The organism is Mesorhizobium sp. CA5, from assembly GCF_020165105.1.
Taxonomy (GTDB): Bacteria; Pseudomonadota; Alphaproteobacteria; order Rhizobiales; family Rhizobiaceae; genus Mesorhizobium.
Genome location: NZ_JAIUHJ010000006.1, coordinates 190,756 through 204,088 on the forward strand (window position 1 = coordinate 190,756; position 13,333 = coordinate 204,088).

At 64.9% G+C, this 13,333-nt stretch carries 16 protein-coding genes; 4 read left to right on the plus strand and 12 right to left on the minus strand.

The features are described from left to right. Positions 1-2 precede the first annotated feature (2 nt). Positions 3-839: a substrate-binding periplasmic protein gene (locus LB529_RS10410; protein ID WP_224711018.1), complete on the minus strand. Its 837-nt coding sequence runs from the start codon at positions 837-839 to the stop codon at positions 3-5. Positions 840-1,042: 203 nt separating this feature from the next. Next, positions 1,043-1,732: an SDR family NAD(P)-dependent oxidoreductase gene (locus LB529_RS10415; protein WP_224711019.1), complete on the minus strand. Its 690-nt coding sequence runs from the start codon at positions 1,730-1,732 to the stop codon at positions 1,043-1,045. Between the two features lie 224 nt (positions 1,733-1,956). Between LB529_RS10415 and LB529_RS10420 the strand changes: the two genes are divergently transcribed. Next, positions 1,957-3,072, plus strand: coding sequence for an anhydro-N-acetylmuramic acid kinase (locus tag LB529_RS10420; protein WP_140844311.1), 1,116 nt, complete (start codon positions 1,957-1,959; stop codon positions 3,070-3,072). Here LB529_RS10420 and LB529_RS10425 read toward each other — a convergent pair whose 3' ends face one another. Both LB529_RS10425 and LB529_RS10430 read right to left on the minus strand, forming a co-directional pair. Then, complete coding sequence (locus LB529_RS10425) at positions 3,073-3,498, minus strand: GNAT family N-acetyltransferase (RefSeq protein ID WP_224711020.1); 426 nt, start codon at positions 3,496-3,498, stop codon at positions 3,073-3,075. Positions 3,499-3,589: 91 nt separating this feature from the next. After that, complete coding sequence (locus LB529_RS10430) at positions 3,590-4,774, minus strand: MFS transporter (RefSeq protein WP_224711021.1); 1,185 nt, start codon at positions 4,772-4,774, stop codon at positions 3,590-3,592. Positions 4,775-4,822: 48 nt separating this feature from the next. Between LB529_RS10430 and LB529_RS10435 the strand changes: the two genes are divergently transcribed. Next, positions 4,823-5,362, plus strand: coding sequence for an Lrp/AsnC family transcriptional regulator (locus LB529_RS10435; protein WP_224638504.1), 540 nt, complete (start codon positions 4,823-4,825; stop codon positions 5,360-5,362). Here LB529_RS10435 and LB529_RS10440 read toward each other — a convergent pair. Both LB529_RS10440 and LB529_RS10445 read right to left on the minus strand, forming a co-directional pair. Then, positions 5,359-5,862, minus strand: coding sequence for a hypothetical protein (locus tag LB529_RS10440; protein WP_224711022.1), 504 nt, complete (start codon positions 5,860-5,862; stop codon positions 5,359-5,361). The two genes, LB529_RS10435 and LB529_RS10440, sit on opposite strands and share 4 nt — an antisense overlap. Positions 5,863-5,873: 11 nt before the next feature. Beyond that, the gene (locus LB529_RS10445) at positions 5,874-6,704 is read right to left on the minus strand and encodes a class I SAM-dependent methyltransferase (protein ID WP_224711023.1); all 831 of its coding nucleotides are present in this window, start codon (positions 6,702-6,704) and stop codon (positions 5,874-5,876) included. An 85-nt stretch (positions 6,705-6,789) separates the two neighbouring features. Here LB529_RS10445 and LB529_RS10450 point away from each other — a divergent pair, with 85 nt between their 5' ends. Next, positions 6,790-7,743 carry a LysR family transcriptional regulator gene (locus tag LB529_RS10450; protein WP_224711024.1) on the plus strand — a complete coding sequence of 318 codons (954 nt, stop codon included), beginning with the start codon at positions 6,790-6,792 and terminating at the stop codon, positions 7,741-7,743. A 166-nt stretch (positions 7,744-7,909) separates the two neighbouring features. Here the strand turns inward: LB529_RS10450 and LB529_RS10460 are convergent, their stop codons facing one another. Together LB529_RS10460 and LB529_RS10465 are read right to left on the minus strand one after the other, a co-directional pair. Continuing rightward, a complete protein-coding gene (locus LB529_RS10460; protein WP_224711025.1) occupies positions 7,910-8,245 on the minus strand; it encodes a hypothetical protein in 336 nt (111 codons plus the stop codon). Positions 8,246-8,356: 111 nt separating this feature from the next. Beyond that, complete coding sequence (locus LB529_RS10465; RefSeq protein ID WP_224711026.1) at positions 8,357-9,211, minus strand: helix-turn-helix transcriptional regulator; 855 nt, start codon at positions 9,209-9,211, stop codon at positions 8,357-8,359. Positions 9,212-9,292: 81 nt separating this feature from the next. On the opposite strand from LB529_RS10465, the gene LB529_RS10470 reads away from it, so the two are divergent. Continuing rightward, positions 9,293-10,195, plus strand: coding sequence for an SDR family oxidoreductase (locus LB529_RS10470; RefSeq protein WP_224711027.1), 903 nt, complete (start codon positions 9,293-9,295; stop codon positions 10,193-10,195). A 46-nt stretch (positions 10,196-10,241) separates the two neighbouring features. On the opposite strand, the gene LB529_RS10475 is transcribed toward LB529_RS10470, so the two are convergent. The 4 genes from LB529_RS10475 to LB529_RS10490 all read right to left on the minus strand — a co-directional run bounded on the left by LB529_RS10475 (position 10,242) and on the right by LB529_RS10490 (position 13,332). After that, entirely contained in the window at positions 10,242-10,949 is a 708-nt protein-coding gene (locus tag LB529_RS10475; RefSeq protein WP_224629425.1) for a GntR family transcriptional regulator, read from the minus strand. Positions 10,950-11,085: 136 nt separating this feature from the next. After that, positions 11,086-11,823, minus strand: a complete 738-nt coding sequence (locus LB529_RS10480) for an aspartate/glutamate racemase family protein (protein WP_224711028.1) — start codon at positions 11,821-11,823, stop codon at positions 11,086-11,088. 10 nt (positions 11,824-11,833) lie between these two features. Beyond that, positions 11,834-12,556, minus strand: coding sequence for an ABC transporter ATP-binding protein (locus tag LB529_RS10485; RefSeq protein ID WP_224711029.1), 723 nt, complete (start codon positions 12,554-12,556; stop codon positions 11,834-11,836). After that, positions 12,553-13,332 carry an ABC transporter ATP-binding protein gene (locus LB529_RS10490; RefSeq protein WP_224711030.1) on the minus strand — a complete coding sequence of 260 codons (780 nt, stop codon included), beginning with the start codon at positions 13,330-13,332 and terminating at the stop codon, positions 12,553-12,555. Before LB529_RS10490 ends, LB529_RS10485 begins: the two co-directional genes overlap by 4 nt. Position 13,333: the final 1 nt, after the last annotated feature.

Here is a 13,333-nt window from a genome sequence, read left to right on the forward strand (position 1 = left end):
TGTCAGGCTTTGCTCCGCTGGCGATAACGCGCGATGATCTCGTCGGTGTTGAGGACCTGCTGGCCTCGCGCGAGATCGAGATAGAGATCGACGAAGGCCGCAAGATGCGGGTTGTCCGGACTGATGCCGACGGCGATCGTGTCGACCTTGTCGGTCAGCGTGATCGAGCGTGCGACCACCGTCATCGACGGATCGTCGACCATCAGCTTCTTGATCTCGAAATCGTCGCGATAGGCGAGGTCGATCGTGCCGTTGCGGATCGCATCGATGACCGTGTTCCAGCCGGCGAAGCGCTGGATCGTGGCGTGCGGAAACGTGGCGGCCGCGTAGGTGGCGAAGGACGAGCCTTCGATCACGCCGAGATCGCCGGAGAAATCACGGATGATCTGTTCAGCCGGCTTGCCCTGCGTGATGCGCGCCAGGTTGACGCGGTTCGCCAGCAGCCCCTGGTGCAGCATGGCGTAAGGCCGCGAATAAAGGATCGAGCGGCCGCGCCGGAGGGTGCGGCTGAGCTTGCCGATCGCCAGGTCCGCCTGGCCGGACGTCAGCTGCTGCACCATAGCGTCGAAGGTCCCGGCTGATCGGTCGAACACCGGTTCGACGCCGAGTTCCGCGGCTATGCCACGCGCCAAGTCCATATCGATGCCGCTGTCCCCAGAGCCGTCGGCCGGGAAGAAAGGATCGGAAGCGAAGGCCGGCATGGCGATGCGTAGCTTGTTGTCGCTGACGATACGCTTGGGAGCGTCTTGCTCCTGGGCCGGCGTGGCCAGGGCTTGCGCCTGCGCGAGCAGCAGCCCTCCGCCTCCGGCTGCAAACAGCGTGCGACGTGTAAGCGGCATGCGCATTTCTCTATCGTGCAGGAGAACCGGACAACAATTCTGACCGATGCGCAGTATGCACGCCGAAGTTAAGTAAAGGTATCTTTTGTTTTGCGTTTTTTTACATTGCAGACGGCCGAAATGGCCTCAGGAGGCATGCAGACTTTCTAAAATAAACGAGTCCGCGGCGGGGCGTGTTGTTGCCCGGTTCGTGCGAGGGATCGTCAGAACGTCTCGACCCAGGGCCTCAGCTCGACCTCGAAGCTCCACGCGCTGCGATGCTGGCGATGGACGGCGAGATAGGTCTCGGCGATCGCATCGGGCGAGAGGCGACGATCCGGCCGGTCGGACTCGGGCGCCTGCCCGGCCGGCTCGATCTGACCGTCGATGATGAAATGCGCGACGTGGATGTTCTTCGGGGAAAGCTCGCGCACCATCGATTGCGCCAGCCCGCGCAGGCCGAATTTCGGCATGGCGAAACCGGCCGAGCCGGAGAAGCCCTTGAGGCTTGCCGTGGCGCCGGTGAACAGGATCGAGCCGGAACCACGTGCAAGAAGCCGGCGCGCCGCCTGCTGGCCGACAAGGAAGCCGCCATAGGCGCCGACGAGCAGGGCTTGCTTGACCGCTTGCGCGTCGAGCTCGGCGATTGGGCCGCGCGTACGGCCGCTGGCGTTGAAGACGGCAATTTCGAGGGGACCTGCCTTGTCGGCCGTCTCGAAGAGGCGCTCCACGGAGGCTGCGTCCGATACGTCTGTTTCGAGGGCCTGCGCGCCGGTTTCCTTGACCAGCGCGGCCAGTTTGTCGACGTTGCGGGCGGCAAGGACGACACGGAAATCCTGCTTGGCGAGAAGTCGCGCCAGTGAGGCGCTTAACCCGGAACCGGCGCCCGCGATCACTGCAACATTGGCTGCCATGGTGTTCCTCCTTACGATAATCTATCCGGGCAGTCGCCCGGCCGATGGTCTTGTTCGCAGCCTCGCGCCTTCTTCGACGAGAGGCAAGAACGGCGTTGCTCCGCTTTCACCATTCGATGCAAAAGCCGTCGGTCTACGCGCCGGCCTGCTCGGGTGTAGCGAGACACTTGCCTGCCGGGCCGATCCGTCAGACACGTGAATGAAGGGCGATTCGAGGAACGACCATGGAACCAATCTGGGCTGTCGGCCTGATGACCGGCACGGTACTCGATGGCAATATCGACGTGGCGCTGATCAAGACGGACGGCGAGCGCATCGCCGACACCGGCACCTACACGCTGGCCCCCTATCCGCAATCGATCCGCGCCCTGCTGGAAGAAACGCTGCGCCAGGCGCGCGCCTGGAATTTCGAAGGGCCGGAGCCGGCGATTTTTCGCGAAGCCGAGGAGGCGCTGACGCGCGCGCAATCGGCGGCGGTCAGAGATCTGGTCGAGAGCCAGGGGATGAGCATGGCCGATATCGGCGTCGTCGGCTTCCACGGCCAGACCGTGCTGCATCGCGCCCCGCAGCCGGGACGCATCGGCCGCACCCGCCAGCTCGGCGATGGCGAGCTGATGGCCTCGCTGCTCGGCACCAAGGTCGCCTATGATTTCCGTTCGGCCGATGTCGCGGCCGGCGGGCAAGGCGCGCCTTTGGCCGCCGCCTATCATGCCGCGTTGCTTAAAGAGGCGGACGCCAGCGGCGACACCGCGGTGCTCAATCTCGGCGGTGTCGGCAACATCACATGGTGGGACGGCAAAGACGCAATCGTCGCCTTCGACACCGGTCCGGCCAATGCGCCGGTCAACGATTTCATCAAGTCGAAAGGCCTGGGCGAGATGGACCGCGACGGCAGGCTGGCCGCCGCAGGCAAGGTCGACGAGGAACGGCTCGCCAGGCTCTTGCAGCATCCGTACCTGACGAAGCCTTATCCGAAATCGCTCGACCGCTTCGACTTCACCGCGGCGATGGCCGAAGGGCTGAACGCCGAGGACGGCGCTGCGACGCTGACCGCCTTCACCGTCTCGGCCGTCGGCAAGGCGCTCGACCTGTTGCCGCGTCGCCCGAAGCGGCTCGCGGTCAGCGGCGGCGGCCGTCACAATCCGACGATGATGGCAATGCTCGAAAGCCGCGCCGGCGTCGAAGTGGTGCAGGCCGAGACGCTCGGATGGAAGGGCGACGCCGTCGAGGCGGAATGTTTCGCTTTCCTCGCCGTGCGCGTGCTGCGCGGCCTGCCGATCAGCTTTCCGAGCACCACCGGCGCGCCAAAGCCGATGCGCGGCGGAAAACTGGCGGGCTGATCAGGACGACAGTTTCTTCTGCAGGAAGATACGGCTGCGGCTGGTGGGGAAGTCAGGCAGCGTGCCGAACGGTTGATAGCCCTGGCGCCGGTAAACCTTCTCGGCGATCGGATTAAAAGTGTCGATCCAGGCGCCGTGGCAGCCGCGCGCGGCAGCCTCCTGTTCGGCCGCGTCGAGCATGCTGGCGGCAACGCCTTTTCCGCGCAGTTTTTCGTCGACCCACAGCCACTGCACGTAGAGCCAGCCCCAGGCGGTGTAGCCGGAAATACCGGCAACGAGGGCGCCGGTTTCCCCGCGCACGAAAACCGCGAGCGACTTTCGGCCTGACGCTCCGACATCGGCATCGTTGAAAGCGGTAAGGCTTCCACTCAGGAAAGCGAGGTCCTGCGGCGAGGGCTCGGCGGTGATCTCGAGACTCGTCTTCATCGGCTGCGACTCCGGTTCGCAAGCCAGCCTTAGAGCAATTCCAGGAAAAGTGCGAAACAGTATTCCGGACGCAAGCGAAGACTGAGGCCTGTTACCGAGGACCGACTGACCGCCACGCCGCTGCGCCCGCCGCCACCAGCATCAGTGCCGCCGCGATCAGCGCGCAATTGGCGAAGCCGAGGCCGGTGTAGAGCGGGCCGAAGCCTGCCGTGCCGACGGTGACGGCGAGATAGGTGACCGCGCTGTTCAAGCCCATGATGGTGCCGCGCCGCGACGGGTCGAGCGCGGTGAGGCGCATGACCAGCACGTTCAGCCCGAAATGGTTGGCAAGGCCCCAGGCCGCGATCGTTGCGATCAGCAGGCCGAAGCCGCCGCTTGCCAGGGCAATCGCGACATAGACGGCGGCGACCAGCAGATAGGCAAAGGGCATGACGCGACGGGCGCCTAGGCGATCGATAACGCCGTCGAGCAAGGCGGCCGCGCCGAAGCCGAGACCATAGGCGACGGCCGCCAGGCCATTGGCGCTGACCGGCTCGCCGAGAGCTTCGTGGAGATGATCGCCGAGATAGCCATAGACGCCGTAGAAGGCGGTCATGAAGGCGCCGCAGGCAATGAGCAGCGGCAGGATGCCGGGAACGGCGAGCGCGCCAAGCGGCGACGGCGCGGGGCCGCTTTTCCTGGTATCGTGCAGCGAGCTCATCGCCAGACCGGCCACGGCCGCCCCTGCGAGCATTGCGACGGCCGCGAAGACGGCACGCCAATGGATGAGATCGGCAATCACGGCCGACAGCGAGACGCCGGCTACCATCGACAACGTCCAGCCGGTCAGCACGACGCCGATGGTGCCGCTCTCGCGGCCGGGCGGCGCGATCGCGGCCGAGCTGGCATAGATCGCCGGCATGGCAATACCGGCGGCGATGCCGGCAACGAGCTGGGCGGCCACCAGCATCGCCACTGTCGGCGCTAGGGCGCTGGCGACCAGCGCGATTGCCAGTAGCAGCAATGCGCCCTGCAGCATGCGGCGCGCGCCGATCCGGTCGATGTAGCGGGCAAGGAAGAGCGCGCTGGCCGACGTGCCGAGGCCGAAGGCGGCGGCAGCCGTCATCACCCCCGGCACGCTGGCGCCGAACGATGCGGCGACGGCGGGCGCGATCGGTCCCAGAACCAGGGAATTGGAGCCGATGACGGCGATGCAGCCGGTCAGCAGATAGGCGGCGGCCGGGATCGGCGCGCGCGGCGCCTCAGTCATAATTGCTGATTGATTGCTGTTCGACATATCATCATAATGGCCGAATTAAATTCCGCATCAATGGAGAATTTCCATATGGACGCAGAAACAGATGACATTCAGCGGAACAAGCATCCGGCCCGGGAGGTCGACCCTATCGACCGAAAGATATTAGGCGTCCTGGTCGAGGACGCGACCATCAGCTATGCCGAGCTCGGTGAGCGCGTCGGCCTGTCGGCGCCGGCGGCGCATGAGCGGGTCAAGCGGCTGAAGCGCAGCGGCGCCATCCGCGCCACATCGGCGATCATCGATCCGAGGGCGGTGAAGAAGCCGCTGCTTGCCTTCGTGCATATCGACACAAGGGGCTGGGGCAAGACGCCGGAGCTGATGGCGGTCTCGAAATATCCGGAGGTCGAGGAGATCCACACGGTCGCCGGCGACACCTGCATGCTGCTCAAGGTGCGCACCGAGGACACGCGCGCGCTGGAGGGCCTGCTGGCCCGTCTCTACGACACGCCCGGCGTCACCTCGACGCGCAGCTATGTGGTGCTCTCGACTTATCTCGAGCGGCCAGTGCAGCCCGAGATCACCAACGAATGGCCGGCACCGAAACATATGGCGACACCGGTTTATTAAGTCGCGGTGAGCTGGCGGCGCGTGGAACGCGCCAGCAGGTAAAACGCCGCGACATGCGTGATCATCAGCAGCGGCACGTAGAGGATGGGGATCGCGTAAGCCGCGCCCAACTGTCCGGCATGGCCCGGAAGGTCGAGCGCGACGCCGTGATAGTAGTCGACGACGATGTCCACCACGCCTACGAGGTTAAAGGTCACGACCAGCGGCCAGAAGATCACAGGCCTCGCGACGGTGAATAGCGCCATCGTGGCGAGCAGGCCGGTGGCGAAGTCGCCATAGGCGGCGAAGCTTGCGAAGGCAGGTGCAAGGTCGGGGCCGACGACGCCCGGGATGAGGAAGACGAGCCCGAAAAAGCGGAAGCTGTGCAGCGTTGCGATGGCGCGCTGCGCCTCTATCGGCTCCACCGACCTCAGCCTTGGCCAGATATAGGCGGCGAAGCAAAGCAGCCACGGCACGTAGCCGAGCACGAGATGGATGTTGAAGATCATCGCAGGTGACATCTTCGCCCCGATCAAACCTTGGCCGGAACGGCCTCGAACACTGCCGTCAGAATGCCCAGCCGTCCCTCCATGAGATTGCGCCCGAGATTGGTGGCGAAGTCGGCGAAACCCTGGCCCATGACGACGCCGAGATTGAGCGACGGCGGCGGGCCGGAGGCACGGAGCTCGGCGAACCAGGCCTTGGCGGCAGCCGTGTCGTCGCGGCGGACGAGCGTGCCGAAGCCGGCGGCTTCGATCGCCTCGCAGGTCGCCTCGGCCGTCAGCAGGAAGCTTTCGCGCGGCGTCTTCGCCCAGGGCACCGGATAGAGCGGATCGCCGCCATTCAGCACGACGTCGAAGGTCGCGAATTTTCCACCCGGTTTCAGCACGCACCTTATCTCGCGGTAGAGCAACGGCCGGTCGGCGATGTTCATCGCCACATGCTGCAAGAGCGCGGCATCGAAACGGCTGTCTTCGAAAGGCAGCGCCAGCGCGCTGCCGGCTTCGAACGACACTTTGTCGTCTTGGCCGGTGCGCGTGGTCAGATAGCGCGCGGCTTCGACGAAGGGTTCGCTGAGATCGACGCCGGTCACCGCGCAGCCATAGGTCTCGGCAAGAAACCTGGCCGGCCCGCCGACGCCCGATCCGACGTCGAGCACGAACATGCCGGCGGTGATGACGGCAAGGTTGGCGAGCTCCGCCGTCGCGGCCAGCCCGCGGGTATGGAACTGGTCGAGGGTCGCCAGTTGTTCGGGCTTCAGCCGCTGTTGCTCAGGCCCAAACACCGCCAGTGCGTTCTTCAATCGATCGGTCAAGCCTGTCCCGCGATAGTGATCGCGCACGCGATCGAGTTCATCGGTCATTGCCACTTCCCTTCAGGCTTCCAAAGTCATGGAAGAAATACGGCCGCTTTCCGCGAACCACTATCCACGATAATGTCGATGGGTCATGAAGCAGAACTTCACAGTCAGGCACGGCGCGCTCGACGGCGTCGAAGCATTCCTGAGCGTCGCAAGGCATCGCAATTTCCGCAAGGCGGCCGCCGAGCTCGCCGTCACGCCGTCAGCGATCAGCCAGGCGATACGAACGCTCGAGGCGCGCATCGGCACCGCGCTGTTCATCCGCACGACTCGCAGCGTCGGCCTTACCGAAGCCGGCGAGCGCTTCTTCGCCCGCGCACGGCCCGCCTTCGAGGAACTGATCGCGGCGAGCGAGATCGCGCGCGGGATGGGCCAGCGGCCGGCGGGGCTCTTGCGCCTCTCGGTACCGCCGGCCGTGGTGCCGATGCTGCTGGAGCCGATGGTCGCCTCCTTCTGCCAGACCTATCCCGAGATCGAGCTGGAGATCGTCGCCAGCGGCGAGCTCGCCGATCTCGCCGCCGAGGGATTCGACGCCGGCATCCGGATGGGCGACTTGATCGCGCCCGACATGGTCGCGGTCCGTCTGACGCCCTCCTTTCCGATGGCGGTCGTCGGCAGTCCGGACTACTTGCGCCAGCGCGCTGCGCCCGAGCGCATCGAGGACCTGCGCGACCATGCCTGCCTGCGCCTGCGCCGCTCGAATGGTTCGGTCGCGCCCTGGTCCTTTGTCGACGGCAACAAGTCCGTCGAGGCAATCGTGTCGGGACCGCTCATCGCGCACGACTATCCGTCGCTGCTCGGCGCGGCGATCCAGGGTGTCGGGCTGGCGCAGGTGCCGGGCCCGATCGCCGAAGCGCCGATCGCCGACGGGCGACTGCAGGCGCTGCTCGGCCGCTTCGAGGTAACCACGCCGGGCGTTTTTCTCTATTATCCGGAAAGGCACCAAGTGTTGCCCAAGCTGCGCGCTTTCATCGACCACATCAGGCAGCCGGGCGGCGCTGACGCCGCCCCGAAGCGATCAGGCAGGCGGCGGCAAAGCTGACGCTTCGAAGGCCCGTGAAGGCGGTTAAGTCAGGCAATAATCCGCTCGTCCGAACAGAGCGGCTTCGGCGATGCCGGCCGCATGCGCCGCGCTTTCATGAGGAGCTTCGGCCCACCGCCGCAAGCGATCCGGCGTGCGGGGGCGCGAAGGTAACGCTTCTAAACCCTTATCCCTTGTGCCACGCAAGCATTCTGCGGATCTCCTCGCGTTTTTCTTCCGACAGACCCGAGAGTAAGTCCTCGTCCAGATATCCTTGCCGGATGAGAGTTGCGAAAACGACGGTCAGTTGCGAATAGCGATAGTCGAACGTCCGATCCAAATCGCGACGTTGCTCCTTCAGATAGTCCTCGACCTCCCACATCTCGGAGGGTGTGGTCGCGGCGTTCGCCCGTCTTTTGAATTCGGTCATGATGCTGGCCAGTGCCCTCTCAAGGGCCTTGTCATATGCGGCGCGGGCAACTTTCTTTTCAGAGGGCGACCAACTAAGCTCATTCAAGGTCATAGGACATCTTCCACGAAGGAGTCGGGCAGTGGATATTATCCTAACCGGGTCGCCTTTGTGACCTGTTTTCCGCTTCGCCGCACCTTGGCGGAACACCGCACATGGCGGCCATCATTCTGCGGAACGAGCCGCGATCAGTGATCGGATACGTTCCGCATCCGACTGCGTGACCGGATTGTAGACGATCATGCCGAGTTCCGGGCGGCCGTCGACCGCGAAGACCGAGAACTCCAGCTCGATCAGCCCGATCTCGGGATGCCGCAGACGCTTCACGCCCTCACCATGCGCCGCAACGACGTCATTGTCGCGCCACAGTGCCGCGAACTCGGGGCTCACCCTGGAAAGCTCCTCGACAAGTTCCGCGACCTCCGCGCCGGCGCCGGCGCGGACGGCGTCGGCCCTGAAGGAGCCGACCACGAAACGCGCGACACTCTGCCAGTCGTCCTGCGCATGGCGCACGCGCGGATTGCCGAACATCAGGCGCAGGATGTTGCGTTGCTCGCGCGGCAGCTTGGAATAGTCGGTCAGCATTGCCGCCGCGGCACGGTTCCAGGCCACCACATCCCATGTCGCGGTCTTGATGATCGCCGGACTGGGGTCCAAGGCATCGAGGACGCGCTGGAGGCGCGGCGTTACGCTGTCCACGCTCTTGTAGCGAACTTCCGGAGGCCGCCCGAGACCCAGCATGAACAAATGCTCGCGTTCGGGCTCGGTCAGCATCAGCCCGGTCGCGATGCGGTTCAGCACGTCGGCGGACGGCGCGCCGCCCCGCCCCTGCTCCAGCCAGGTGTACCAGGTCGGGCTGATATTGGCGCGCTGCGCCACCTCCTCGCGGCGCAACCCTTGTGTGCGCCGGCGCCCCATGGCGAAGCCGAAGGCGGCGGGGTCGAGGCGCATGCGGCGATCTCGCAAAAAGGTGCCAAGCTTGTTGGTCGTTTCGAGCGCCATCGCGATCCTGTTGACCATTATACCATGATAAAGTCACTACTTTAACAGAATGATTTATAGCGCAAATAAGGCCTCCGAACAACCACAGGAGACCCTCCCATGCGTGTATTCCTTACCGGCGCGACCGGCTTCATCGGTTCCAGGATTGTGCCCGAACTTCTTGCCGCCGGCCATAAGGTGCTTGGCCTGACCCGCTCCGATGCCGGCGCGCGGTCGCTTGTCGCCGCAGGCGCCGAGCCGCATCGCGGCGACCTGGAAGACCTCGACAGCCTGCGCGATGGCGCGGCGAAATCGGATGCGGTGATCCACACCGCCTTCGACCACAATTTCTCGAATTTCGCGGCGAATTGCGAAAAGGACAAACGCGTCATCGAAGCGCTGGGCGGCGCGCTGGCCGGCTCGGACCGGTTGTTTATCATCACGTCGGGTGTGGGCATGGGATCCGCCGAACACGGACAGCCGGCGAGAGAAGATGTATTCAATACCGACCATCCCAATCCGCGTATCCTGTCGGAGCTCACCGGCGCGGCGATGGCCGAGAAGGGCGTCAAGGTGTCGGTGGTGCGGTTGCCGCAGGTGCATGACACGGTGAAGCAGGGCCTGATCACACCGCTGATCGCGCAGACGCGCGCCAAGGGCGTGTCCGCCTATCTTGGCGAAGGCCGCAACCGGTGGTCGGCGGCGCATGTGCTGGACGTCGCGAAGCTATACCGTCTGGCGCTGGATAAGCAGGAAGCCGGCGTTCGCTACAACGCCGTCGCGGAGGAAGGCATCCCGGTGCGCGAGATCGCGGAAGTGATCGGCGCCGGTCTCGACGTGCCGGTGGTCTCGCTCTCGCAGGAAGAGGCAGCGGACCATTTCGGATGGCTTGCCATGTTCGCCGGCCTCGACATGCCGGCGTCGAGCGAATGGACGCGCGCGCATCTCGGCTGGCAGCCGACCGGACCCGGCCTCATCGCCGACCTCGAGCGGATGGATTATTCGCAAGCCGCCGCAGCCTAGCCTGGTCCTCCGGCGGTTCAGCGACCCGGCTGAACCGCCGTTCGCTCTAAGCTCGAAGCAGATCCGCCAGGCTGTCGGACTTCTCCACCTTGTCGGTGAGATCCAGCCCCGACAGCAGGTCGACCAAATGGCTGTTCATCAAGGCGGCGGCGTCGGCGCTGTCGCCGGCCTCGATCGCGTCGACCAGCGCGTGGTGGGCGTGCTTCTCGCAGGTGGCGTCGCGGCGCTTCCAGTAGAGCGCGATGATCAGCGAGGAGTGCGAAACGAGATCGCGCACGAAGTTGGTGAATACCGAATGCGCGGCGATCTCGGCGATGCCGACGTGGAAGCGCGCCGACAGCATGATGGCGTCACTGTCGCGGCCGGCGTGCAGCGCGTCGTGCTCCTTCTCCAGGTGTGACCGCAATTGCACGATATCGGAAGGCACCGCCGTCCTGGCGGCGAGCGCGGCCACCTTGGGTTCGATCAGCGCCCTCGCCTCGAACACTTCCCGCGCCTCGATCTTCGATGGCTGCGCGACGAAGGCGCCGCGATTTGGCTCCAGCCGTGCTAGCCGGTCATGGGCAAGGGCCTGCAGCGCGGACCGGACCACCGTGCGGCTCACCGAATAGATCGAGGCCAGCTCGTCCTCCGGCAATTTGGTGCCCGGCGCGAGACGATGGCTGACGATGGCGTCCCTCAGCCCATAATAGATCGGCGACCAGCGCGCAGCCGGCTTGTCGTCTCGATCTTCTTCCTTGAGTACCGTCAACATGCTTTCAATGCGCGGGCCCGAAATGGCCCGATCTGCCCCCCAAATCGCCGGCAGCCCGTCCAATCTAGTACCGCTCGCGCGGCGGTCAATCCCACCTGCCCGGGCGCCGGCGGGTCGTCCGGCAGCATGAAGCCGCCTAGACAACCTCCGTGGGCGACAGCGGTGCGAACATGCCGGCGAACCGCTTGCCGCGCGGCGCGGCATAGCCGCCGATCTTCGATGTCCTCAATCCCACCTTGCACAGGCTCTCGGCTAGCGTGACGGCGCAGACGACGCCATCGAGCACGGGGACCCCATGTTCCTCCGACAGGCTGTTGGCAAGGTCGGCCATGCCGGCGCAGCCAAGCACGATGGCTTCGGCGCGATCCTCGCCTATAGCGCGGGCGATCTCCTGCGATATCTTGTGCCTTGCATTCGAGCCCGGACGCTCGAGCTCGAGCACGGCGACTTCCGACGAGCGCACCTTGGCGCAGCGCGAGGCGAGACCGTATTTCGCCAGATTGTGCTCGATTGCGGGCACCGATCGAGCAAGCGTGGTGACGACGCTGAACTTACCCGCGATGAGGCTCGCCATATGGAACGCCGCCTCGCCGATGCCGATGACGGGGGCTCCGCTGGCACAGCGCGCCGCGTCGAGCCCGGTGTCGTCGAAACAGGCAATCACATAGGCATCGGCCGCCGGCGCCTTGCTCATCTCGGCAATGATGCCCGGCACGGCGAAGACCTCGTCGAAGTAGCCTTCGATGCTTGGCGGACCATCGGCCGGATTGACCGCCATGACTTCGGTTCCCGCGGAGGCGACGCTTTGCGCCGCCTCGCAGATCTTGGCGGTCATCGAGGCGGTCGTGTTGGGGTTGATGACGAGAATGCGCATTGAATCAGCCTCAGATCTCACCACCGAGATAAAGACGCTTGACCCGGTCGTCGGTCAGCAATTCGGTGGAGTTGCCGCTCAGCGCGACACTGCCGGTGGTCAGCGCATAAGCGCGTTGCGAGATACGCAGCGCCATGCGCGAATTCTGCTCGACCAGCAGAACGCTGACCTTCTCATCGTGGTTGATGGCGACGATCGAGCGGGCGATGTCCTGGACGAGTTTTGGCGCGACGCCGAGCGACGGCTCGTCAAGCAGGAGGAGCTTCGGCTTCGCCATCAGCGCACGACCGATGACCAGCATCTGCTGTTCGCCGCCGCTCATCGTGCCGGCGGCCTGCGAGAAGCGCTCCTTCAGCCGCGGAAAGCGCCCCAACACCATCTCCATCGACGCGGCGATCTCGGATTTGCTGGTGCGGGTGAAGGCGCCCATCAGGAGGTTGTCCCTGACCGACATGAAGGGGAAGACGCGGCGCCCTTCCGGCACCATGGCAATGCCCATCTTGACGATCTCGTCGGGGGCGGCGGCGTCGATGCGCTTGCCGCCATAATGGATCTCGCCTGACCTGATCTTGCGCAAGCCGGTGATGGCGCGAAGGATCGACGACTTGCCGGCGCCGTTGGCGCCGATCAGCGCGACGGTCTCGCCCTCGTTGACCTCGAGCGAGACGCCTTTCAGCGCATACACGTGATCGTAATAAAGCTCGACATTGGCGAAGTTCAGGATCTGGTTCATAGGCCGATCGCCTCGTCTTCGCTGCCCAGATAGGCTTCGATCACCTTCTCGTTGGCCTGGATTTCCGACGGCGTTCCCTCGGCGATCTTCTGCCCGAAATTGAGGACCACGATGCGGTCGGAAATCTTCATCACGGCCGGCATATCGTGCTCGACGAGCAGGATGGTGAGGCCAAGATCGCGCAGGCGCCGCACCATCGCCACCATGCGCATCGTCTCGTCATGGTTCATGCCGGCGAAGGGCTCGTCGAGCAGCAGGATCGAAGGATTGGTCGCAAGGCCGATGGCGACACCCAGCGCGCGCAAATGGCCGTGCGGCAGGTTGCGGGCGGTCTCATTGGCGAGCGAGGAGAGGCCGAGCAGCGCCAGGATTTGGTCGGCGGAGGCGCCGAAGGCCGCTTCGTCCGCCTTCGCCGCACCGGTGCCGAGGAAGAAGCCGAAGAGGCTCGCCTTGGAGCGCAAATGATGGGCAATGATGACGTTGTCGCGCACGCTCATGTTCTTGAAGATCGTCGTCTCCTGGAAGGTGCGCACCACGCCCCTGCGCGCGGCGATATGCGGCGCCATGCCTGAGATGCGTTCGCCCTTCAGGCGCACCTCGCCCGTCGTGGGCTTGAGGAATGACGAGATCAGCTTGAACAAAGTCGACTTGCCGGCGCCGTTGGGGCCAATGACGGACAGGATCTCCTTCTCGCGCACCGAGAAGGAGACGTTGTTGACCGCGACGAGACCGCCGAAGCGCTTGGTGATGCCTGAGACTTCGAGCATTTCGGCCATG

What these genes read in the sequence shown, in the direction of transcription:
- LB529_RS10410 (WP_224711018.1), bottom strand. Translation starts at nt 839, where the DNA reads ATGCCGCTTACACGTCGCACGCTGTTTGCAGCCGGAGGCGGAGGGCTG.
- LB529_RS10415 (WP_224711019.1), bottom strand. Translation starts at nt 1,732, where the DNA reads ATGGCAGCCAATGTTGCAGTGATCGCGGGCGCCGGTTCCGGGTTAAGC.
- LB529_RS10420 (WP_140844311.1), top strand. Translation starts at nt 1,957, where the DNA reads ATGGAACCAATCTGGGCTGTCGGCCTGATGACCGGCACGGTACTCGAT.
- LB529_RS10425 (WP_224711020.1), bottom strand. Translation starts at nt 3,498, where the DNA reads ATGAAGACGAGTCTCGAGATCACCGCCGAGCCCTCGCCGCAGGACCTC.
- LB529_RS10430 (WP_224711021.1), bottom strand. Translation starts at nt 4,774, where the DNA reads ATGTCGAACAGCAATCAATCAGCAATTATGACTGAGGCGCCGCGCGCG.
- LB529_RS10435 (WP_224638504.1), top strand. Translation starts at nt 4,823, where the DNA reads ATGGACGCAGAAACAGATGACATTCAGCGGAACAAGCATCCGGCCCGG.
- LB529_RS10440 (WP_224711022.1), bottom strand. Translation starts at nt 5,862, where the DNA reads ATGTCACCTGCGATGATCTTCAACATCCATCTCGTGCTCGGCTACGTG.
- LB529_RS10445 (WP_224711023.1), bottom strand. Translation starts at nt 6,704, where the DNA reads ATGACCGATGAACTCGATCGCGTGCGCGATCACTATCGCGGGACAGGC.
- LB529_RS10450 (WP_224711024.1), top strand. Translation starts at nt 6,790, where the DNA reads ATGAAGCAGAACTTCACAGTCAGGCACGGCGCGCTCGACGGCGTCGAA.
- LB529_RS10460 (WP_224711025.1), bottom strand. Translation starts at nt 8,245, where the DNA reads ATGACCTTGAATGAGCTTAGTTGGTCGCCCTCTGAAAAGAAAGTTGCC.
- LB529_RS10465 (WP_224711026.1), bottom strand. Translation starts at nt 9,211, where the DNA reads ATGGTCAACAGGATCGCGATGGCGCTCGAAACGACCAACAAGCTTGGC.
- LB529_RS10470 (WP_224711027.1), top strand. Translation starts at nt 9,293, where the DNA reads ATGCGTGTATTCCTTACCGGCGCGACCGGCTTCATCGGTTCCAGGATT.
- LB529_RS10475 (WP_224629425.1), bottom strand. Translation starts at nt 10,949, where the DNA reads ATGTTGACGGTACTCAAGGAAGAAGATCGAGACGACAAGCCGGCTGCG.
- LB529_RS10480 (WP_224711028.1), bottom strand. Translation starts at nt 11,823, where the DNA reads ATGCGCATTCTCGTCATCAACCCCAACACGACCGCCTCGATGACCGCC.
- LB529_RS10485 (WP_224711029.1), bottom strand. Translation starts at nt 12,556, where the DNA reads ATGAACCAGATCCTGAACTTCGCCAATGTCGAGCTTTATTACGATCAC.
- LB529_RS10490 (WP_224711030.1), bottom strand. Translation starts at nt 13,332, where the DNA reads ATGGCCGAAATGCTCGAAGTCTCAGGCATCACCAAGCGCTTCGGCGGT.